Annotated in this window: 22 protein-coding genes; 9 read left to right on the forward strand and 13 right to left on the reverse strand. The window is 70.3% G+C overall.

Annotated features, from left to right (window positions below):
- Positions 1–42: 42 nt before the first annotated feature.
- The 6 genes from GGQ83_RS15490 to GGQ83_RS15515 all read left to right on the forward strand — a co-directional run bounded on the left by GGQ83_RS15490 (position 43) and on the right by GGQ83_RS15515 (position 4,800).
- Positions 43–1,359 (forward strand): LLM class flavin-dependent oxidoreductase, encoded by a 1,317-nt coding sequence (locus GGQ83_RS15490; protein WP_184385639.1) that lies wholly within the window; start codon positions 43–45, stop codon positions 1,357–1,359.
- 79 nt (positions 1,360–1,438) lie between these two features.
- The gene (locus GGQ83_RS15495) at positions 1,439–2,425 is read left to right on the forward strand and encodes a Bug family tripartite tricarboxylate transporter substrate binding protein (RefSeq protein ID WP_184385641.1); all 987 of its coding nucleotides are present in this window, start codon (positions 1,439–1,441) and stop codon (positions 2,423–2,425) included.
- A gap of 5 nt (positions 2,426–2,430) precedes the next feature.
- Positions 2,431–2,901 (forward strand): DUF427 domain-containing protein, encoded by a 471-nt coding sequence (locus tag GGQ83_RS15500; RefSeq protein ID WP_184385643.1) that lies wholly within the window; start codon positions 2,431–2,433, stop codon positions 2,899–2,901.
- 51 nt (positions 2,902–2,952) lie between these two features.
- The gene (locus tag GGQ83_RS15505; RefSeq protein ID WP_184385645.1) at positions 2,953–4,032 is read left to right on the forward strand and encodes a tartrate dehydrogenase; all 1,080 of its coding nucleotides are present in this window, start codon (positions 2,953–2,955) and stop codon (positions 4,030–4,032) included.
- Between the two features lie 53 nt (positions 4,033–4,085).
- Positions 4,086–4,436, forward strand: a complete 351-nt coding sequence (locus GGQ83_RS15510) for a DUF1244 domain-containing protein (RefSeq protein ID WP_184385647.1) — start codon at positions 4,086–4,088, stop codon at positions 4,434–4,436.
- A 64-nt stretch (positions 4,437–4,500) separates the two neighbouring features.
- Positions 4,501–4,800 (forward strand): DUF2312 domain-containing protein, encoded by a 300-nt coding sequence (locus tag GGQ83_RS15515; protein ID WP_184385649.1) that lies wholly within the window; start codon positions 4,501–4,503, stop codon positions 4,798–4,800.
- Between the two features lie 7 nt (positions 4,801–4,807).
- Here the strand turns inward: GGQ83_RS15515 and GGQ83_RS15520 are convergent, their stop codons facing one another.
- From GGQ83_RS15520 to GGQ83_RS15535, 4 genes are all read right to left on the reverse strand, one after another.
- A complete protein-coding gene (locus GGQ83_RS15520) occupies positions 4,808–5,302 on the reverse strand; it encodes a response regulator (RefSeq protein WP_242535171.1) in 495 nt (164 codons plus the stop codon).
- A 16-nt stretch (positions 5,303–5,318) separates the two neighbouring features.
- The gene (locus tag GGQ83_RS15525) at positions 5,319–6,392 is read right to left on the reverse strand and encodes a sensor histidine kinase (RefSeq protein WP_184385651.1); all 1,074 of its coding nucleotides are present in this window, start codon (positions 6,390–6,392) and stop codon (positions 5,319–5,321) included.
- Positions 6,379–6,879 carry a methanogen output domain 1-containing protein gene (locus tag GGQ83_RS15530; protein WP_311728384.1) on the reverse strand — a complete coding sequence of 167 codons (501 nt, stop codon included), beginning with the start codon at positions 6,877–6,879 and terminating at the stop codon, positions 6,379–6,381. The genes GGQ83_RS15525 and GGQ83_RS15530 overlap by 14 nt, the downstream gene beginning before the upstream one ends.
- A gap of 296 nt (positions 6,880–7,175) precedes the next feature.
- Positions 7,176–7,694, reverse strand: a complete 519-nt coding sequence (locus GGQ83_RS15535; protein WP_184385655.1) for a hypothetical protein — start codon at positions 7,692–7,694, stop codon at positions 7,176–7,178.
- Between the two features lie 182 nt (positions 7,695–7,876).
- Here GGQ83_RS15535 and ispH point away from each other — a divergent pair, with 182 nt between their 5' ends.
- The 3 genes from ispH to rnhA are packed head-to-tail and all read left to right on the forward strand — an operon-like array spanning position 7,877 to position 10,283.
- The gene (gene ispH, locus GGQ83_RS15540) at positions 7,877–8,839 is read left to right on the forward strand and encodes a 4-hydroxy-3-methylbut-2-enyl diphosphate reductase (RefSeq protein ID WP_184385657.1); all 963 of its coding nucleotides are present in this window, start codon (positions 7,877–7,879) and stop codon (positions 8,837–8,839) included.
- Between the two features lie 15 nt (positions 8,840–8,854).
- Positions 8,855–9,826 carry a homoserine kinase gene (locus GGQ83_RS15545; RefSeq protein WP_184385659.1) on the forward strand — a complete coding sequence of 324 codons (972 nt, stop codon included), beginning with the start codon at positions 8,855–8,857 and terminating at the stop codon, positions 9,824–9,826.
- Between the two features lies 1 nt (position 9,827).
- Positions 9,828–10,283 (forward strand): ribonuclease HI, encoded by a 456-nt coding sequence (gene rnhA, locus GGQ83_RS15550; protein ID WP_184385661.1) that lies wholly within the window; start codon positions 9,828–9,830, stop codon positions 10,281–10,283.
- Between the two features lie 114 nt (positions 10,284–10,397).
- Here rnhA and GGQ83_RS15555 read toward each other — a convergent pair whose 3' ends face one another.
- From GGQ83_RS15555 to GGQ83_RS15595, 9 genes are all read right to left on the reverse strand, one after another.
- On the reverse strand, positions 10,398–10,739 hold the full coding sequence (locus GGQ83_RS15555; RefSeq protein ID WP_184385663.1) for a hypothetical protein: 342 nt from the start codon (positions 10,737–10,739) through the stop codon (positions 10,398–10,400).
- A 2-nt stretch (positions 10,740–10,741) separates the two neighbouring features.
- Positions 10,742–12,145 (reverse strand): amidase family protein, encoded by a 1,404-nt coding sequence (locus tag GGQ83_RS15560; protein WP_184385665.1) that lies wholly within the window; start codon positions 12,143–12,145, stop codon positions 10,742–10,744.
- Positions 12,146–12,201: 56 nt separating this feature from the next.
- Positions 12,202–12,573: a cupin domain-containing protein gene (locus tag GGQ83_RS15565; RefSeq protein ID WP_184385667.1), complete on the reverse strand. Its 372-nt coding sequence runs from the start codon at positions 12,571–12,573 to the stop codon at positions 12,202–12,204.
- Positions 12,570–13,739, reverse strand: a complete 1,170-nt coding sequence (locus tag GGQ83_RS15570) for an acyl-CoA dehydrogenase family protein (protein ID WP_184385669.1) — start codon at positions 13,737–13,739, stop codon at positions 12,570–12,572. Before GGQ83_RS15570 ends, GGQ83_RS15565 begins: the two co-directional genes overlap by 4 nt.
- Before the next feature lie 277 nt (positions 13,740–14,016).
- Positions 14,017–14,802, reverse strand: a complete 786-nt coding sequence (locus tag GGQ83_RS15575; RefSeq protein ID WP_242535170.1) for an enoyl-CoA hydratase/isomerase family protein — start codon at positions 14,800–14,802, stop codon at positions 14,017–14,019.
- Positions 14,803–14,822: 20 nt separating this feature from the next.
- Positions 14,823–15,932, reverse strand: coding sequence for an acyl-CoA dehydrogenase family protein (locus tag GGQ83_RS15580; protein ID WP_311728389.1), 1,110 nt, complete (start codon positions 15,930–15,932; stop codon positions 14,823–14,825).
- Entirely contained in the window at positions 15,929–16,573 is a 645-nt protein-coding gene (locus GGQ83_RS15585) for a 3-oxoacid CoA-transferase subunit B (RefSeq protein ID WP_184385671.1), read from the reverse strand. The genes GGQ83_RS15580 and GGQ83_RS15585 overlap by 4 nt, the downstream gene beginning before the upstream one ends.
- A 46-nt stretch (positions 16,574–16,619) precedes the next feature.
- Positions 16,620–17,300 (reverse strand): 3-oxoacid CoA-transferase subunit A, encoded by a 681-nt coding sequence (locus GGQ83_RS15590; RefSeq protein ID WP_184385673.1) that lies wholly within the window; start codon positions 17,298–17,300, stop codon positions 16,620–16,622.
- Between the two features lie 134 nt (positions 17,301–17,434).
- Positions 17,435–18,250 carry an isocitrate lyase/PEP mutase family protein gene (locus tag GGQ83_RS15595; protein WP_184385675.1) on the reverse strand — a complete coding sequence of 272 codons (816 nt, stop codon included), beginning with the start codon at positions 18,248–18,250 and terminating at the stop codon, positions 17,435–17,437.
- Between the last annotated feature and the right edge of the window lie 79 nt (positions 18,251–18,329).

Genomic DNA, 18,329 nt, shown 5'->3' on the forward strand with positions numbered 1-18,329 from the left:
CGCTGATTGACAGGGCAGGGCCGTGGCTTTTCAGTCGCTTCCATGAACGCCCTCGCTCGCCCCATGCGCCTTGGCCTCTTCCTCCAGGGCGCGGGTCACCACGTCGCCGGATGGCGTCACCCCGAGGCGGAGTTCGGCGGCGAAAACCTGGGCCTGATCCAGCGCATCGCCGCCACGGCCGAGGCGGGGCATTTTGACCTGCTCTTCCTTGCCGATGGGTTGACCACCAGCGCCGATGCCCACCCCTCCTTCGTCGCGCGGCTGGAGCCGGTGGCGCTGCTTTCGGCCCTGGCCATGTCCACGCGGCACATCGGCCTGGCCGCCACCATGTCCACCACCTACACCGAGCCCTTCCACCTCGCCCGCGCCTTCGCGAGCCTGGACCACATCAGCGGCGGGCGGGCGGCGTGGAATGCCGTCACCACCTCCTATGCGCGGTCCTCGGCCAATTTCATGCGGGGGCAGCACCCCTCCCATGACGACCGCTACGCCATCGCCGAGGAGTTCATCGATGTCGTGCGCGGGCTGTGGGACAGCTTCGCCGACGATGCCTTCGTGAAGGACAAGGCGCGCGGCGTCTATGTGGAGCCGGGGCGCGTCCACACGCTGAGCCACCAGGGCCGGTTCTTCACGGTGGGCGGGCCGCTCAACGTCTCGCGACCGCCGCAGGGGCATCCGGTCATCATCCAGTCGGGTTCCTCCGGGCCGGGACAGCGGCTGGCGGCGCGGGTGGGGGAGATCATCTTCACCGCCCAGCAGACCCAGGCCGAGGGCCAGGCCTTCCGCGAAGGGCTCCACGCCCAGGTGCGCGAGGCCGGCCGTGACCCCGGCCATGTGATGGTCCTGCCGGGCGTCTGCCCCGTGATCGGCGGCACCGAGGCCGAGGCGAAGGCGCTCTACGCCCAGCTTCAGGGCGGCATTGATCCCGCCGCCGCCATCCTGCTGCTGAATGACCGGCTGGGGCATGATGTGTCCGGCTACGACCTGGACGGGCCGCTGCCCGACCTGCCGCAATCCGACCAGTTGCAGAGCCGGGCGCGGCTGCTGACGGACCTCGCCCGGCGCGAGAACCTGACCCTGCGGGAACTCTACTACCTGGTGGCCGGGGCGCGCGGGCACCGCATCGTCTGGGGCACGCCCGAGCAGGTGGCGGATGCGCTGGAGGAATGGTTCCGCGGTGGCGCGGCCGATGGCTTCAACATCATGCCCCCCTTCTTCCCCACCCAGTTCGAGCGCTTCGTCGAGGATGTGGTCCCCATCCTGCGCCGGCGCGGCCTGGTGCGGGGCGAATACACGGGGGCCACGCTGCGCGACAATCTGGGCCTGCCGCGCCCACCCAACCGCTTCTTCCCTGGCTGAGGCGCCCGCAAGCCGTTCCCTTGCGGGCGATCGTCGTCCTAACCTCCTCCCCAACAACAAGCAGGAGGAGAACACCAGGATGGCGATCCACACATCGCGCCGCGCGGCGCTGGGCCTGATGGGGGCTGCGCTGCCCGTCGCCGCGTCCCGCGCGCAATCCGCCTTCCCCGAACGGCCGATCACGGTGATCGTGCCCTTCGCCCCCGGCGGTTCGCCCGACATCGCGGCCCGCCTCATGGCGCCGCGCATGGCCGAACTGCTGGGCCGCCCGGTGAATGTGGACAACCGCCCCGGCGCCGGGTCCACCATCGGATCGCGCGCCGTGATGCAGGCGCAGCCCGATGGCCACACCATCATGATGGCGCCCATCTCCTTCCTGACGGCACCGCTGACCATGGACCCGCCGCCCTTCGACACGTCGGCGAGCTTCCGCGTGATCAGCCACATCGCGACCGTGCCCTATATCCTGGTGGTGCGGAACGACTTCCCGGCGCGGGACATGGCCGAGTTCCATCATTACGTGGCGGCCAACCCAGGGCGTCTCAACTATGGTTCGTCCGGCAATGGCACGCCGCTGCACCTGGGCGGCGAGATGTACCGGATGATGACGGGTGCCGACATCGTGCATGTCGCCTATCGCGGATCGGGCCCGGCCATCGCGGCGCTGATGGGCGGGCAGGTGCAGATGGTCTTCGCCGACCTGCCGGGGGCCGGCGCGCAGATGCGGGCGGGCACCATCCGGCCCCTGGCCTCGCTGGTGCAGTCGCGCATCCCGGGATACCCGGACGTGCCCACCATGGCCGAGAGCGACCAGCGCCTCGCGGAATACGAGGTCTACACCTGGGTCATGCTGGTGGCGCCCAAGGCCACGCCCGACGCGGTGGTGAACCGGCTGAACGAGGTGGCGCTGGCCGCCGCCCGCGCGCCCGAGATCGCGCCGCGCCTGGCGGAGCTCGGCTTCGCGCCGATCCATTCCAACCCCGCGGATGGCGACGCCTTCCTGGCGCGGGAGCAGGCCAAATGGGGCGCCCTGATCCGCAGCGCCGGCATCCGCTCCACCTTCTGACGCCGATGCCCGCCCGCGAACGCGCCCCCGACTACCCCCGCCCACCCCGCCTGGAGCCCAGCACGCGCCGCGTGCGGGTGATCCTGGGCGGGGAGGTGATCGTGGACAGCCGGGAGTGCTGGCGCGTGCTGGAAACCTGGCACCCGCCTTCCTGGTATATCCCCGCTTCCGCCTTCGCCCCCGGTGCGCTGCGCCCCGCCCAGGGGTCGAGCTTCTGCGAATGGAAGGGCAGCGCGCGCTATCTGGACCTGCTGGGCGGCGGGCAGGTCGCGGCGCGCGCCGCCTGGTCCTACCCCGACCCCACGCCCGAATTCGCCCCCATCGCCGGGCATGTCGCGCTCTATGCCGGCCGGGTGGACGCCTGCTTGGTGGACGAGGACCGCGTCGAGCCCCAGCCCGGCGGCTTCTACGGCGGCTGGATCACGCCCGATGTGGAGGGCCCCTTCAAGGGCGCGCCCGGCACCCGGGGCTGGTAGGGCCACGCCCGCCATGGCAATGCGGCGGGGAAGGCAAGGAGGCACCCCCCAATGCGGACCCACAAGATCGCGGCCATTCCGGGCGATGGCATCGGCCAGGAAGTCATCCCCGCCGGCCTCGCCGTGCTGCGGGCACTGACCGAGCGCGCCGGCGATTTTCGCCTGGACGTGACCGAGTTTCCCTGGGGCAGCGACTACTACCGCGCCAACGGGCGCATGATGCCCGAGGACGGGCTGGACCAGCTCAAGCGCTTCGACGCCATCTATTTCGGCGCGGTGGGTGACCCGCATCTGCCCGATGACCTGACGCTGTGGGGCCTGCGCCTGGCCATCTGCCAGGGCTTCGACCAGTTCGCGAACATCCGCCCCACCCGCGTGCTGCCCGGCCTCGAAAGCCCGCTGCGCGGCCTGGCGCCCGGCGCCATTGACTGGGTGATCGTGCGCGAGAACAGCGAGGGCGAATATGCCGGCCATGGCGGCCGCGCCCATCGCGGCCATGCCATCGAGGTGGCGACCGAGACCTCCATCTTCACCCGTGCCGGCGTGGAACGCATCATGCGCGCCGCCTTCGCCATCGCGGCCTCGCGCCCGCGCAAGCTGCTGACGGTGGTGACCAAGTCCAACGCGCAGCGCCACGGCATGGTGTTCTGGGACGAGGTGGCGGCCAAGGTGGCCGAGGACTTCCCCGAGGTCCGCTGGGAGAAGGAGCTGGTGGACGCCATGGCGGCCCGCATGGTCCGCAAGCCCGCCGGCATTGATACCGTCGTCGCCACCAACCTGCACGCCGACATCCTGAGCGACCTGGCGGGCGCGCTGGCCGGTTCGCTGGGTGTCGCGCCCACCGCCAACCTGGACCCGACGCGGCAATACCCCTCGATGTTCGAGCCCATCCATGGCTCGGCCTTCGACATCATGGGGCAGGGGGTGGCCAACCCCATCGCCACCTTCTGGACCGCCTGCATGATGCTGGAACACCTGGGCGAGGGCGCCGGCGCACGCCGCCTGATGCGCGCCATCGAGGCGGCGACGGCCCAGGGCGTGCTGACGGCGGATCTGGGCGGCACGGCGCGGATGGATGACGTGACCGAGGCCGTCATCGCCGCCATCCGGGGCGACAACGCGCCGGATTGAAGCGGCGTGCATCAGGGCGCATCTGAGGGGCGAGAGCAGAGGAGAGATACGCCATGCCCGCCCCCCAGCCCGAAGCCGACCTGGCCCTTGGCGCCGCCACCAGCCTGGACGCCGCGACCCGCGACAAGATCGAGGCCGCGGCCTTCCGCAAGCTGGTGGCCCACCTGCGCGACCGGACCGATGTGCAGAACATCGACATGATGAACCTGACCGGCTTCTGCCGGAACTGCCTCAGCCGCTGGTACCAGGAAGCGGCGGGCGAGGCCGGGCTGCCCTTGGAAACCCCCGCCGCGCGCGAGATCGTCTACGGCATGGACTACAAGGCCTGGCAGGCGGCGAACCAGAAGGAAGCGAGCCCCACCCAGCAGGCAGCCTTCAAGGACGCCATGGCCAAGCACGGCTGACGGCTTCCGCGAGGGGGGTTTTGGGGCTAGACCCAGCCCCCCTGAACGGCCCAAGGAGGCGCCCATGTCCGACACGCCCGACACCGCCGCCGAGAGCCGCGCCCGCCAGGCCAAGGCCGCCGAATCCGAGGTGGGTGGCATCGCGCCCGAGCGGCTGCGCTCGATCATCGACCGCATCGAGCGGCTGGAGGAGGAGCGCAAGGCGCTCGCCTCCGACATCAAGGACATCTACGCCGAGGCGAAGTCGGCGGGCTTCGAGCCCAAGGTGATCCGCCAGCTCATCATGCTGCGCCGCAAGGAGCCGGCCGAGGTGGAGGAGCAGGAAACCCTGCTCGACCTCTACAAGCGCGCGCTGGGAATGTAGCGCGCGGTCAGCCGCGCTCCTGCCGGTAGCGCTGCAGGGCGCGGCCGAGGGCGTTGGTGACCTCGGCGCGCGTATAGGGCTTGGACAGCCAGCCGAGCGGCGCCGCGGCCACCTCCGCCCGGTGGCGGGTGGTCGGGTCAGAGTGGGCCGTGGCGAAGACGCAGGGAATGCCGAAGCGCTCCCGGATTTCCGCCGCGGCATCAATGCCGTCCCGCCGGCCCACCAGGCGGATGTCCATCAGCACGATGTCCGGCGATTGCGATTCGGCCAGGTTCACCGCCGCATCGGCCGTGGCGGCGATGCCGATGACCGTGAAGCCGGCGGCCGTCAGGCTGTCCTCGGCGTCCATGGCGACGAAAAACTCATCCTCGACGATCAGCACGCGCCCGCGTGGCGGCTCGACGCCGCCCTGGGTGTCATCTGCCGCGCGCGCCACCCGGCCGGAAAGCTTGCCCTCGCCCTGCATCAGGACGGTTTCGCCGCGATCCTTCACCTGCGACATGTCAGTCGCACTCCTTTCATTCCTTCGGCGGGTCAACCGATGCCGGAAAACGCAGCACCGCGCAGGTCCCTCCCGCCGCGCCCGGTGCCACCGACAGTTCACCATTTAACTGCCGTGCAAGTCCGAGCACCAGCTTCAACCCGGTTGCGCCCACGCGGGTTGCGGCGTCGAGCGTGAAGCCGGGTCCATCATCCTCGACCCGCACCTCGACCAGCGCACCCTCAAAGCGTCGGAGGGAGACGCGAATGCTGCCTGGCTCCACCCCCTCCGGGCAGCCATGCTTCACGGCATTGACCAACAATTCGTGAAGAACGAGGCCGAGTGGCACGGCGGCATCGTTCGAGATCTCCAGCGGGTCCGCCGAGAGGCTGACGCTGTGGGGCACCCCCATGCTGGCCAGCACCGCGCCGGCCACCTGTTGCAGGAAGGTCTCGCCCGGGACGCCACGAAGATTGTCGCCCAGGTAGAGCATCTGGTGGACCGTGCCGACCGCCGCCAGGCGGCGCGAGGCTTCGGCCAGCACCGCCTGCGGGTCCGCCGCCCAGGCCGCGGCGCGACGGGTCATGGCCAGCATGCCCACCAGCATCTGGATGTTGTTCTTCACCCGGTGGTGCAGCTCGTTCAGCAGCACATCCCGGTCCTGCACCGCGGCCTCAAGGGCAAGCTGGGCGCGCCGCCGGCGGCTGATCTCCACGTTCAGTTCATCGAGCTTGCGGCCCAGCAGGGGGAAGCGGTCATCCTCGCGGTCCACCAGGCGCAGCAGAAGCTTGGCGCGGCTTTCGGCCCCCGCGGGGGCGAGGACGGCGCCGAATCCACGGAAACGGGTCAGCCGGCCGTCGGCGCCGCGCAGCTGCAACGCGCCCGGCAGGGCGGTGCGACTGCCCGAGCAGCGCCGCAGCCAGTGCCGCATCCGCTCGGCCGCCGCCGGGTCGGGGCCCAGGGCGGTGAGGTCCGCGCCCGCCTCCACGCCCGCGCCGAAGCGCGCCCGCGCCGCCCGGTTCGCGAAGCCGATCCGCGCATCGGTGCCCAGGACGAGCGCGGGTTCGGGTAGGGTCTGGAGCACCTGGGCCGCGCCTTCAGCCAACGTCATCTCGACGAAAGTACTCCCGGGCCCCGGGCGTTGCAGCGTCGGCGGGGCGCAGCAGCACGACCACCCGGCAGGCGGGGTCTCCGGCCGCGATCGTCCGCTCCAGCCGCACGGCCGCATAGCCCTGGCTCTCGGCCGCGATGGCGCCGAAGACGTTGGAGGTCATCATGCAGAGCGAGGGCCGCCCCTGCACGAAATCGCCGAAAGGGCAGGTGGTGTTGCCGAAGACGATCTGGTTCTCATCCTCCTCGAGGATCGAGAAATCGCCATGGATTCGGCGCTTGAGGTCCACGAGCACCTCGCCGAGCTGCCGGCGATCGAGGCGCTCCACCACCAGGGCGCGACGATATTCATCGTTGATGTGCTCGCCCATGGCGGCGCCCACGAGGCTGATGTAGCCCGAGGCCTCCTCCAGCCCCACCACATCCTCGAGGGCGCCCGAAAGCTCCCGCAGCAGGCGGCGGAGGAAGACGTCCCGCTCCAGCGGCACCGAAATCCCGGCGACGTCCCCCGGTGGTGATACGGGGGAGTGATGATCGGACATGTCCACATCCCCCATCGAGAGAAGCCAAAGGTGCGGGAATCGCACATTTACGTGCCGTGCCTCGGAACAGCGCGGTGTCCCTTGGAACAAATTAGTTTGCACGGACCAATTATGGCGGCCGAAGGCCATCCGGGTCAAGGAAGTAGCTGGAGGTTCCCACGCGGCAAACCTTAGAAGATTTCACCCTGGACTTTGCCGTTTGATTCTTAGGTGTTTCGCCGGGCGCGTTTGCGCCCCGCATGTCAGCGCGGCCCGCGCGTCCGGTTGAGCGCCAATTCCTCCGGCGTCAGCAGGAAGCCCACCATGATCCGGTGGTCCTGGATGCGACGCTCGGCGCGCAAGGGGAAGACCAGCTCGACTCGGGGCGAGGTCACGGCCGCGACCGTCGTGTTGGGGGCGAAGGTCACGCGCTGGACGAAGGTCTGGCGGTTCAGGATGGTCTCCGTCCCGTCCTCGACGATGGCGATGAACCAGGGCAGGTCCACGCTGCGCTCCGTGCCCGCGGGGCCGCGTTCCACCTGGAAGCGGGCGGCGAGCGAGACGGAAACGCCCTCGCCGCGCCGCGCGCCGCGGCAGGCGCCGTCCAGCGCCTGGATGCGGGCATCGAGCAGCAGGGTCGAGAGGTCCGGCGGCGTGCCGGGGCGGTGGCGCGACAGATCGGCCACGTCCGAGGGCAGGCTCAGCGTCGGGCAGGCGATCAGCAGGTTGTCCACGCGGGATTGCGAGCACCCGGCCAGCCCCAGCGCGGCCAGAACAACCATCCCCAAACCCCAGAACTTGCCCCGCATCGCCACTCCCCTCTGTTCCACGCGCAGCCCGGCGCCCCGCATGACTTGTCGCGGTGCCGGGGTTGCGCCATGTCTCCGGCGCCTCACGTCTGGCACCGATCGCGCCGAAGCGGTAGTCTCGGGTGCTCGAACACGCGCTGGGAATACAACCATCCATGGACCAAAAGCCCACCCTGAAGGTTCTGCTCGCCGGTCCGCGCGGCTTTTGCGCCGGGGTGGACCGCGCCATCAAGATCGTCGAGGAGGCGCTGAAACGCTACGGCGCGCCGGTCTATGTGCGGCACGAGATCGTTCATAACCGCTTCGTCGTGCAGTCGCTGGAGGCCCAGGGCGCCGTTTTCGTCGAGGAACTCGACGAAATCCCCAATGACGGCCAGCCCGTGGTCTTCAGCGCCCATGGCGTGCCCAAGGCCATCCCGGCCGAGGCCGAGCGCCGGCAGATGTTCTTCCTGGATGCCACCTGCCCGCTGGTCAGCAAGGTCCATCGCGAGGCGGAGCACCACTTCACCCGCAACCGCCACATCTTCCTGATCGGCCATGCGGGCCACCCGGAAGTGATCGGCACCATGGGCCAGCTTCCCCCCGGCGCCATCACCCTGGTCGAGGACGAGGCCCAGGCCCGCAGCGTGGAGCCGCCGCCGGGCCATGACCTGTCCTTCATCACGCAGACCACGCTCTCGGTGGATGACACGGCCGAGATCGTGGACATCCTGCGCGAACGCTTCCCGCAGATCTCCGCCCCCGCCAAGGAGGACATCTGCTACGCCACGACCAACCGCCAGGCCGCCGTGAAGGAGATCGCGCCGCGCGTGGAGATGATGATCGTGGTGGGCGCGCCCAATTCCTCCAACTCGCTGCGCCTGGTCGAGGTGGCCAGCCGTTCGGGCTGCAAGGCGGCCGTGATGGTGCAGCGCGGCCGGGAGTTGGATCTCGACCAGGTGGCCAAGTATTCCAGCCTGGGCATCACCGCCGGCGCCAGCGCGCCCGAGCTGCTGGTGGAGGAGGTTCTGGCCAAGCTGCGTGAGCGCTACAGCCTCGACATCGAGGAGGTGGTGGTGGCCGAGGAGAAGATCATCTTCAAGCTGCCCTCCGCCCTCGCCACCGCGCCCGCCGCCTGATCCGCACCCTGTTCAGTGGCGGTCTACACCGAGGTCACGGATGAGGCGCTGCGCGCCTTCCTGGCCGAATATGGCATCGGCGAGCTTCAGGCCTATCGCGGCATCGCGGAAGGCGTCGAGAATTCCAACTACGCGCTGAAGACCACCCAGGGCGACTTCATCCTGACCCTCTATGAGAAGCGGGTGGACCCGGCGGAACTGCCCTGGTTCCTCGGCCTCATGCGGCATCTCGCGGCGCAGGGCCTCTCCTGCCCGGAGCCGGTGCCGGGGCGGGATGGCGCGGCGCTGCGGCAATTGGCCGGGCGGCCCGCGGCCATCTGCACCTTCCTGCCGGGTTTCTGGCCGCGGCGGGTGCGGCCCTCGCATTGCGCGCCGCTGGGCGATGCGCTGGCGCGGCTGCACGCGGCCGGGATGGGCTTCCCGGCCACCCGGAAGAACGGGCTGGGCGCGGAGGCCTGGGCGCCGCTGCTGGACCGCTGCAGGGCGGATGGCGAACCCGGCCTGATCGCGGAGCTCGATGCCGCGCTGGCCGCCATCCTCGCCGAATGGCCAGCCCCCGGCGCCCTGCCCATCGGGCACATCCATGCCGACCTGTTCCCGGACAATGTCTTCTTCCTGGAGGATGCGGGGCGGCGGCCACGCATCTCGGGGCTGATCGACTTCTACTTCGCCTGCACGGACATGCTGGCCTATGACATCGCCATCGTGCTGAACGCCTGGTGCTTCGAGAGCGACTACCAGTTCAACGTGACCAAGGCGCGGGCCATCCTTTCCGCCTATGGCGCGCGGCGGCCGCTCACCCCGGCCGAATGGGCGGCGTTGCCGGTGCTGTGCCGGGGGGCGGCCATGCGCTTCCTGCTGACCCGCCTCTATGACTGGGTGAACACGCCCCCGGGCGCCATGGTCACGCGCAAGGACCCGCTGGAATACCTGCATCGCCTGCGCTTCTTCGCCCATGCGCGCGACGCCGCCGCGATCGGGGGCTGAGATGTCGGGCGAGACGGGCGGCGATGTGGTCGAGATCTGGACCGATGGCGGCTGCAAGCCCAATCCGGGCCCGGGCGGCTGGGCGGCCATCCTGCGCTTCGGCGCGGCCGAACGCGAACTGACCGGCGCCGAGCCGGCAACGACCAACAACCGGATGGAACTCTCCGCCGCCATCGCGGCGCTGGAGGCGCTGAAGCGCCCCTGCCGCGTGGTGCTGCACACCGACAGCGAATATGTCCGCAACGGCATGGAGCGCTGGATCAAGGGCTGGGTGCGCAACAACTGGCGCAACGCGGCGCGCGAGCCCGTGAAGAACTACGAGCTGTGGCAGCGCCTGCTGGCCGCCGCCAAACCGCACCAGGTCGAGTGGAAATGGGTGCGTGGCCATGCCGGCGACGTGATGAACGAGCGCGCCGATGTGCTGGCGACCCAGGCGCGGGAAAGCCTGGGCCGGTAGCGTCTGATCGCCTTCGGTGACACCGAAGGCGTGAATCAGCCGCTCGGCAATTTGCGCCTGATCGCCTCCGGTGAATGCCGGAGGCGTGAATCAGCCGCTCGACAACGCTCCGCTCTACCGCTCCGGCTGAAGGCTGCGCGGCCCCACGCGCAGCACGGGTGTCGCGCAGACCTCCAGCCCCGCCATCTCGATGGCGCTGCCATCCACGAAGACGACGCGAACCGCCTGGGGCTCGGCGCCGGCCGGCGTCTGGAAGCTGCCGCCGGGCGGCAGGAGGTTGGGCGCCAGCCGGTCACGCCCCCAGCCGGCCGGGCCGGTGCCGCTGACATAAAGCTGTTCGATGGCCTGGCCCGCGCCATTGCTCACGCGCAGCACGGCGTCGCAGCGGCCCATGGGCGTGCCGCCACCGGCCGCCACGCAGCCGGCCAGGAGGAAGAGGGGAAGAACGCGCCACATGGTCAGCTCCAATTCGGGTCAATGGCGGGGATGGCGGCGCCGCCGGTGATGGCCTCGCCGGCCGCCAGCAGCACATCCTCGCGGTAGCGCGGCCCGGCGAGCTGCACGCCCACCGGCCACTCGCCCGCCATGCCGGTGGTGACGGTGAGCGCCGGCACACCGATGAAGGGCAGGCCCACCTGGGTCAACTGCGCGTCCAGCATGTCCCGGAAGCGGTCGAAGCCCTTGGTGTCCTCCTCGTTGTCGAAGGGCAGTTCACCACAGACGGGCAGCAGCACCACCGGGTATCGGGTGAAGAATTGCATCCATTGCCGCACGAAGCCCGCGCGCGCGGTCAGCGCGTCCTGCAACTCCGCGAGGTCGGCGGGCGGCGGGGTGAGCTTGGCCAGGTGCTGGTAGACCGCCAGCGAGGCGGGCTCGTTCTCCTGTTCGACCGCCGCCATCACGCCCCGGTGCAGCAGCTCCATCCAGAGCATGCCTTGCAGGCGGGCCGGTTCGCGCAGGGGGGGCAGGGCGTCCACCTCCTCCACCGTCCAGCCGGCTTCCTTGAGGCGGGCGGCGGCCTCGCGCAGCGCCTTCTCGACGGCGGGGTCCACCTTCATCCCCTCCGGCGCCACGCACAGCGCCGCGTGGCGGGGCAGTTCGGGGCCGTCATGGGGGGCGGGCACATACCAGGGGTCGCGGTGGTCGGGCAGGCTCATGGCGTGCAGACCGAGGCGCACATCCGCCAGGCTGCGCGCCAGCGGCCCGCTGACCGACATCAGCTGCGGGCCGATATCACGCTCGGGCAGGGAAGGGTTCCAGACGGGAATCCGCCCCAGCGTGGGCCGCAGCCCATGGATGCCGCAGACATAGGCCGGGTAGCGCACCGAGCCGCCGATATCCGTCCCATGCCCGATGGCGCCGATGCCCGCCGCGGTGGCCGCGCCCGCCCCGCCCGAGGACCCCCCCGGCGTGATGTGCTGGCCCAGCGGGTTGTAGGTCGCGCCATGGATCAGGTTCGAGCAGAACCAGCGCACCGAGAAGGCGGGTGTGTTGGTCCGCCCGATGATGACGGCGCCGGCCTTCTTCATGTTGGCCACCACCGGGTTGTCTTCCGGCGCGCGATGGTTGGCCTGGGCGCGCAGCCCATTGGTGGTGGCGAAGCCCGCCTGGTCCACATTCACCTTGATGGTGACGGGCACGCCGGCCAGCAGGCCGGGCGCCTCGCCCCGGGCCAGGGCGGCGTCCACGGCGTCGGCCGCTTCCAGGGCCTGTTCGGGCATGGTCTGGACCACGGCGTTGAGGCGGGGGTTCACGGCATCGAGCCGCGCCAGCGCCGATTGCGCCACTTCCCGCGCCGAGACCTTGCGCGCGGCGATGGCCGCCACCGTCTCGCTGGCCGTCCAGCCCCAGATCTCCGTCATCGCCGCCCCCGTGCTCGGTTCTCCCGGCATCATCGCCGGGAGGGGCCGGGCGTCAATCAGCCGGTGCCGAAGCCCGAACCCGGCTTGCGGTATTCCGGCCGCGGCGGGCTGAAGATGTCGAGCACGCGGCACCCCTCGGGCCCCGCGCGCATGGTGTGCGGCACGCCGCCCGGGGTGCGCCAGAAATCACCTTTCCGCACCTCGATCGCCTCATCGCCCTGGAAGCGGGTGGCGCTGCCTTCCAGCAGCACGCCCCATTGCTCCTCCGGGTGGTGGTGCATGACGCCCTCGGCACCCGGCGTGATTTCCACCACCGAGAGCATGGCCTGCTCGCCCGCGAAGATGCGGGTGGTGACGCCGGGCGCCAACTCGCGGAACAGGCCGGCGGCGGTGTCGTCCAGGCGGTGGAATTCGTCGCGCTGGCTCATCCCGGCAGTTCCAGCACGTTCTTGCTGAGGATGTTGCGCTGGATCTCGTTGGTGCCGCCATAGATCGTGGTGGGCCGCGCCTGGATATAGAGCGCGCCGGGGTTGAGGTTCCGGTTGCCCTCCATCGGCCCGAACAGCCCGGCATTCTCGCCCGCCACCTCCAGCGCCGTCTCGGTGATGCGCTGGAACAGCTCGGACTGCACGATCTTGAGCTGGGAGACGTCGGCGCCCAGCGGGCGGCCCTGCTTCAGCACCTCCACATAGCGGGCGTAGAGGGCCTTCAAATCCTCCAGATCCGTGCGATGGCGGCCGTAGCGGTCGGCAAACAGCGGGTCTTCCGCCATGCCCATCCGCTCGGCCAGCTGGCGCAGGCGGGTCAGCGCATAGGCGGATTGGCGGGGACTGCCCAGGTAGATGCGCTCGAAGCTCAGCAGGGCCTTGGCCATGTCCCAACCCTTGTTGAGCGTTCCGACCAGGTTTTCCTTCGGCACCTTCACATTGTCGAAGAAGACCTCGCAGAACTCGTCATGCATCTCCAGGTTGATGATGGGCCGTACGGTGATGCCGGGCGTGTTCATGTCCACCAGCAGGAAGGAAATGCCCTCCTGCTTCTTGGCCGCCTTGTCGGTGCGGACCAGCAGGAAGATCCAGTTCGCGTCCTGCGCCAGCGTCGTCCAGGTCTTCTGGCCGTTCACCACATAGTGGTCGCCCATGTCCACCGCCTCGGTGCGGAGGCTGGCCAGGTCGGAGCCGCTGTTGGGCTCGGAATAGCCCTGGCACCAGATGTGCTCGCCATTCAGGATCTTGGGCAGGAAGTGCTGCTTCTGCGCCTCCGTCCCATACCGGATCACGAGCGGCCCCAGCATGATGATGCCGTGGTCGTTGCAGCGGGCGCAGCCCCAGCGCTCCAGCTCCTCGGTGAAGATGATCTGCTTCGCGGGCGACAGGCCAAGCCCGCCATATTCCCGCGGCCAGCCCGGGCAGAGCCAGCCCTTCTCGGCCAGCTTGAAGTACCAGACCTTGTTTTCCTCCCAGTGGAGGCGCTTCTCCGGGTTCCGCAACTCGGCCGGATAATTGGCCTCGATCCAGGACCGGATGTGCAGGCGGAAGGCCTCGTCCGGCAGGGCGTTCAGATCATCCGGCTCACGCGGCGTGATGGCATTCATGGGGCTTCTCCCGAGGCATGATGGGGGTGGCGCGGTGGCGGCTGGGGAAGGCGCCGCCTTCCCCAGACCCCATCCGCCGGGGACTTTGGGTCCCCGGACCCCTCTCGCTGTGTATTGGGTTTGGAGGGAGGGGGCGTCGAGGTCGCAGCCTTGGCGAAGGGCGCGCGCGGCCCCCTCCCTCCAAACCCAACCCCGGTGAAAGGGTCCAGGGGCCCAATGGCCCCTGGCGGGAGGGTTTGGGAGGGCAGGGCCCTCCCAAGCGCCGCCCGCGCCACTTTCATCGCCCCTGGAAGCGCGGTTTGCGCTTGTTCAGGAAGGCCTCGCGGCCTTCGCGGAAGTCGGTGGTGGTGAAGAGGGTGGCCTGGAAGTCGGATTCGCGGGCCAGCGCTGTTTCCAGGTCGTCCGCGAACCACTGCTTGGTGAAGGCGATGGGCAGGGGCGCTTCCTGGGCCAGCGTCTGGGCGCGTTCCAGCGCCACTTCCAGCGCCTTGCCCTTGGGCACCACATGGTCCACCAGGCCGATCGACTTGGCCTCGGTGCCGAGATACTGCGTGTGGAACAGCAGCATGTCGCGCGCGCGGCCAACACCAATACGTGCCGGCAGAGTGGCGGGCATGCCCATGTCCGACATCAGGCCGATCTTGTGGAAGCCGGCCATGAAGCGGGCGTCCTCGGCGGCCACGATGTGGTCGCACAGCAGGGCGAGCGAGAGGCCCGCCCCCACCGCCCAGCCCTCGACGGCGGCGACGATGGGCAGGTTGCCGCGCGCCAGAAGGCGCACCAGCCGGTGGGTGCGGCGCATCCGCTCGCGCCCGTCATAGGCGCTTTCGATGTCCATGCCCGAGATGTCGCCACCGGCCGAGAAGACGCCCTCGCTGCCCGTCAGCACCAGGGCGCGCGTCTGGCCATCGGCCGAGGCGCGTTCGAGGGCCTGTTCCAGCTCCACGCGCAGCGGCACCGCAAGGGCGTTGCGGCGCGCGGGGTAGTCCAGCGTGAGCACCACCACGGCGCCATGGCGCTCCTCGGTGATGCGCATGCGCGTCTTGGGGTCCATGCCGTCCATTGTTTCCTCCCGCGCGGCCGTCAGGCCGCCTCGTCCTCGGTCTCGGGTGCCAGTTCCATGAAGCGGCGCCGGTGCAGGTTGGCGCCGCCATAGGCCGGCGCCAGCACCATGGTCCGCCGCAGGTGCAGGCCCACATCGTATTGGTCGGTGTAGCCGATGCCGCCATGGAGCTGGACGCAGGCCTGCTGCACCGCCATGCCGGCCTCGCTGGCGCGGGCCTTGGCGCGGCTGACCAGGGCGCAGGCGGCGTCGCCCGAAAGCCCGTCATCCAGCGCGGCGGCCGCCTGTTCCACGGAGGCGCGGGTCAGCGCCACCTGGATCTTGGCGTCGGCGGCCTTGTGCTGCAGGGCCTGGAAGGTGCCGATGATCTTGCCGAATTGCTGGCGGGTGCGGAGGTAGTCCAGCGTCATGGTGAACGCCGCCTCCATGCCCCCCAGCAGCGAGGCCGCCGTCAGCAGCGCCGCGCGGTCCAGCCCTTCGGCCAGCGCCGCGCCGACGTCATCGGCGATGTGCGTGCCCGGCCCGTGGCCCGCGAAGGGCAGGGGGCGGACGGTGCCGTAGTGGCCGCCATCCTGGGTCTGCTCGGTGGTGATCTCCACCTGGTCGCGGGTCAGCTGGTGAAGGGCCACGCGCCCGCCCTCAGCCACCGGCCAGAGGATGTGCGTGGCCCCCGCCGCCATGGGCACGAAGCGCCGCGCGCCCTCGGCCGAGGTCGCGGGGGACAGCGTGTGCGCGCGGTCCTGCCAGGCGGTCAGCACCACCGCCTCGCCGGCCAGGAGTTGCGGCAGGACGGTGGCTTCGCCCGCGGCCGCCAGCAGGTGCGCGGAGAGCATCAGCGCCACCACGGGCTCGGGCGCGCAGGCGCGGCCCACTTCCTCGGCCAGCGCCACGCCCTCGCCCAGGCCCAGCCCCGTGCCGCCGGCGGCTTCAGGGACGGATAGGCCGATCCAGCCCGCCTCGCCCATGGCGCGCAGCAGGGCCGGGTCGAAGCCCGGTTCCTGGAAGCGCAGGGCACGCACGCGCGCCATGTCGGTGCCCAGAAGCCCGCGCGCGCTGTCGCGGATCATCTCGATGCTCTCGGCGCGGTCGCCCTCGAAGGGCGCCACGCCGGCGGCGAGTGCCGCGCTCACGAGCGGGTGTGCAGCTTGGCCGCACTCTTCGCCTGGAGTTCCTCGAGGCTGATGCCGGGCGCGATGTCGCGCACCACGAAGCCCAGGCCAGGCTCGATGTCGAGCACGGCCAGGTTCGTATAGACGCGCCGCACATTGCCGGGCGCGGTCAGCGGATAGCCGCAGCGCTCCACGATCTTGGGGCGGCCATCCTTGGTGGTGTGCTCCATCACGACCCAGAGCTGCTTGGCGCCCACGCCCAGGTCCATCGCACCCCCCACGGCCGGGGCCGTGTCGTTCTCGGAGGTGGCCCAGTTGGCGAGGTCGCCATTTTCCGCCACCTCGAAGCCGCCCAGCACGCAGAGGTCAATGTGCCCGCCGCGGATCATGGCGAAGCTGTCGGCGTGGTGGCAGAAGCTGCCGCCGGGCCGCAGCGTGACCATCTGCTTGCCGGCATTGATCAGCCAGGGGTCTTCGCGGCCCTTCTCGGGGGCCGGGCCCATGCCCAGCACGCCGTTCTCGGACTGGAAGATCACCTCGCGCTCCAGCGGCACATGGTCGGCGATCAGCGTGGGAATGCCGATGCCGAGATTGACGACCCAGCCTTCGGGAATGTCGGCGGCGGCCTTGGCGGCCATCTGGGCGCGGGAAAAGGGCTGCATGGCGTTTCTCCTCGTTGGGGAGTTTAGGTCAGGAAAGGGCGGACGGTCACGCCCAGGGCGCGCCGCGGTCCACGCGCACCACGCGCTTCACATAGATGCCGGGGGTCGCGATCATCTCGGGGCTGAGTTCGCCCAGTTCGCGGATGTGCTGCACCTGCGCGATGGTGATGTCGGCGGCCATGGCCATGACGGGGTTAAAGTTCCGGCCGGACTGGTTGTAGGTGATGTTGCCCCAGCGGTCGGCCTCCCAGCCCTCGATGAGGGCCACATCGGCCTTCAGCGCGTGCTCCATCACGTATTTGCGGCCATTGAACTCCCGCTCCTCCTTGCCCTTGGCCAGCAGCGTGCCGGTGGAGGTGGCGGTGTAGAAGGCGGGGATGCCGGCCCCCGCGGCGCGCATGCGCTCGGCCATGGTGCCCTGGGGGACGATCTCCAGCTCGATCTTCCCCTCGCGGTACAGCTCCTCGAAGACCACGCTGCCGGCGCTGCGCGGGAAGGAGCAGATGATCTTCCGCACCCGGCCCAGCTCCATGAGGCGGGCCAGCCCCACATGCCCCGTGCCCGCATTGTTGGCCACGCAGGTGAGGTCGGTGGCGCCCTGTTCGATCAGCCCCTCGATGAGTTCATCGGGCTGGCCCACGCTGCCGAAGCCGCCGATCAGGACGGTGCTGCCATCCTTCACGCCCGCAAGCGCTTCCGCCACCGAATTCACGATCTTGTTGATCATCCGCTTTCCTGCCCTCAAGCCCCGGGCGCGAGGTACGCCGCAGCCCGGTGGGCGGCGCACCGCGCGCCGCCGCTCTCTGTCGCGGCGGAGTGTGCGGGCAGGGGCCGCGTTCTCCAAGGGGGCGGAGCGGATTTTCAACCTTTCGCGGTTGGTAGCAGCGCCGTGACCTCGGGCGTCGTCACCGCGCCCTGCATGAAGTCGAAGCGGCCGGCGCGGAGTTCGCGCGCCGCCCCCACCAGCGCGCCCATGGCGTGGCGGTACAGCGCGCCGCCGAGCGAGACGCGCCGCACTCCTGCCGCGGCCAGTTCCTCCAGCGGCACGGGGCCGGAGCGCGGGCCGAAGACCACGTTCACTGGGCGGGGCGCCACGGCGCGCACCACGGCGCGGATGCTGTCCATGTCCGGCAGACCGGGGGCGTAGAGCACATCCGCCCCCACCTCGGCGAAGGCGACCAGGCGGCGGATGGTGTCGTCCAGGTCGGGGCGCCCGTGCAGGAAATTGTCGCAGCGCGCGGTCAGCACGATGCGCCCGCGCGCGGCCTTCGCGGCAGCCGCGACGCGCGCCACGGCGTGGTCGAAGTCATGGATGGGGCGCGCGGGGTCGGTCGTGATGTCCTCGATGCCCAGCCCCGCGAGGCCGGCGGCGATGGCGGCCTCCACCGTCGCCACCACATCCCCGGGCGCGGGGCCGAAGCCATCCTCCAGGTCGCCATTCACCGGCAGCCCGGTCAGCCGCGCGATGAGCGCGGCATTGGCGATGGCGGCGTCGCGGCTGATGGCCGCCCGCGCATCGGGCACGCCCGCCGCGAAGGCGATGCCGAGCGAGGTGGAGGCGAGTGCGGCAAACCCCTCCCGCGCCAGCAGCACCGCCGAGGCGCCATCCCAGGGGTTGGGCATGACGAAGCAGGGGCCCTGGTGCAGGGCGTGGAAGGCTTCATGGGCGGCGGACATGGCGGCGTCTCCTCGGCGCGGGCGGCAAGCCTGCACCGGGAGGAAACCGAAATGCTTCGGCGTTCTGCGAAACCCTGCC

The sequence above is a fragment of the Roseococcus suduntuyensis genome, from assembly GCF_014196305.1.
Taxonomy (GTDB): domain Bacteria; phylum Pseudomonadota; class Alphaproteobacteria; order Acetobacterales; family Acetobacteraceae; genus Roseococcus; species Roseococcus suduntuyensis.

Bases quoted from the DNA above. Each gene is read 5' to 3' on its own strand.
- GGQ83_RS15490 (WP_184385639.1), top strand. From the start codon at position 43: ATGAACGCCCTCGCTCGCCCCATGCGCCTTGGCCTCTTCCTCCAGGGC.
- GGQ83_RS15565 (WP_184385667.1), bottom strand. From the start codon at position 12,573: ATGAGCCAGCGCGACGAATTCCACCGCCTGGACGACACCGCCGCCGGC.
- GGQ83_RS15515 (WP_184385649.1), top strand. From the start codon at position 4,501: ATGTCCGACACGCCCGACACCGCCGCCGAGAGCCGCGCCCGCCAGGCC.
- GGQ83_RS15595 (WP_184385675.1), bottom strand. From the start codon at position 18,250: ATGTCCGCCGCCCATGAAGCCTTCCACGCCCTGCACCAGGGCCCCTGC.
- ispH (WP_184385657.1), top strand. From the start codon at position 7,877: ATGGACCAAAAGCCCACCCTGAAGGTTCTGCTCGCCGGTCCGCGCGGC.
- GGQ83_RS15495 (WP_184385641.1), top strand. From the start codon at position 1,439: ATGGCGATCCACACATCGCGCCGCGCGGCGCTGGGCCTGATGGGGGCT.
- GGQ83_RS15575 (WP_242535170.1), bottom strand. From the start codon at position 14,802: ATGGACGGCATGGACCCCAAGACGCGCATGCGCATCACCGAGGAGCGC.
- GGQ83_RS15560 (WP_184385665.1), bottom strand. From the start codon at position 12,145: ATGACGGAGATCTGGGGCTGGACGGCCAGCGAGACGGTGGCGGCCATC.
- GGQ83_RS15570 (WP_184385669.1), bottom strand. From the start codon at position 13,739: ATGAATGCCATCACGCCGCGTGAGCCGGATGATCTGAACGCCCTGCCG.
- GGQ83_RS15500 (WP_184385643.1), top strand. From the start codon at position 2,431: ATGCCCGCCCGCGAACGCGCCCCCGACTACCCCCGCCCACCCCGCCTG.
- GGQ83_RS15555 (WP_184385663.1), bottom strand. From the start codon at position 10,739: ATGTGGCGCGTTCTTCCCCTCTTCCTCCTGGCCGGCTGCGTGGCGGCC.
- GGQ83_RS15585 (WP_184385671.1), bottom strand. From the start codon at position 16,573: ATGCAGCCCTTTTCCCGCGCCCAGATGGCCGCCAAGGCCGCCGCCGAC.
- GGQ83_RS15520 (WP_242535171.1), bottom strand. From the start codon at position 5,302: ATGTCGCAGGTGAAGGATCGCGGCGAAACCGTCCTGATGCAGGGCGAG.
- GGQ83_RS15510 (WP_184385647.1), top strand. From the start codon at position 4,086: ATGCCCGCCCCCCAGCCCGAAGCCGACCTGGCCCTTGGCGCCGCCACC.
- rnhA (WP_184385661.1), top strand. From the start codon at position 9,828: ATGTCGGGCGAGACGGGCGGCGATGTGGTCGAGATCTGGACCGATGGC.
- GGQ83_RS15505 (WP_184385645.1), top strand. From the start codon at position 2,953: ATGCGGACCCACAAGATCGCGGCCATTCCGGGCGATGGCATCGGCCAG.
- GGQ83_RS15590 (WP_184385673.1), bottom strand. From the start codon at position 17,300: ATGATCAACAAGATCGTGAATTCGGTGGCGGAAGCGCTTGCGGGCGTG.
- GGQ83_RS15535 (WP_184385655.1), bottom strand. From the start codon at position 7,694: ATGGTTGTTCTGGCCGCGCTGGGGCTGGCCGGGTGCTCGCAATCCCGC.
- GGQ83_RS15525 (WP_184385651.1), bottom strand. From the start codon at position 6,392: ATGACGTTGGCTGAAGGCGCGGCCCAGGTGCTCCAGACCCTACCCGAA.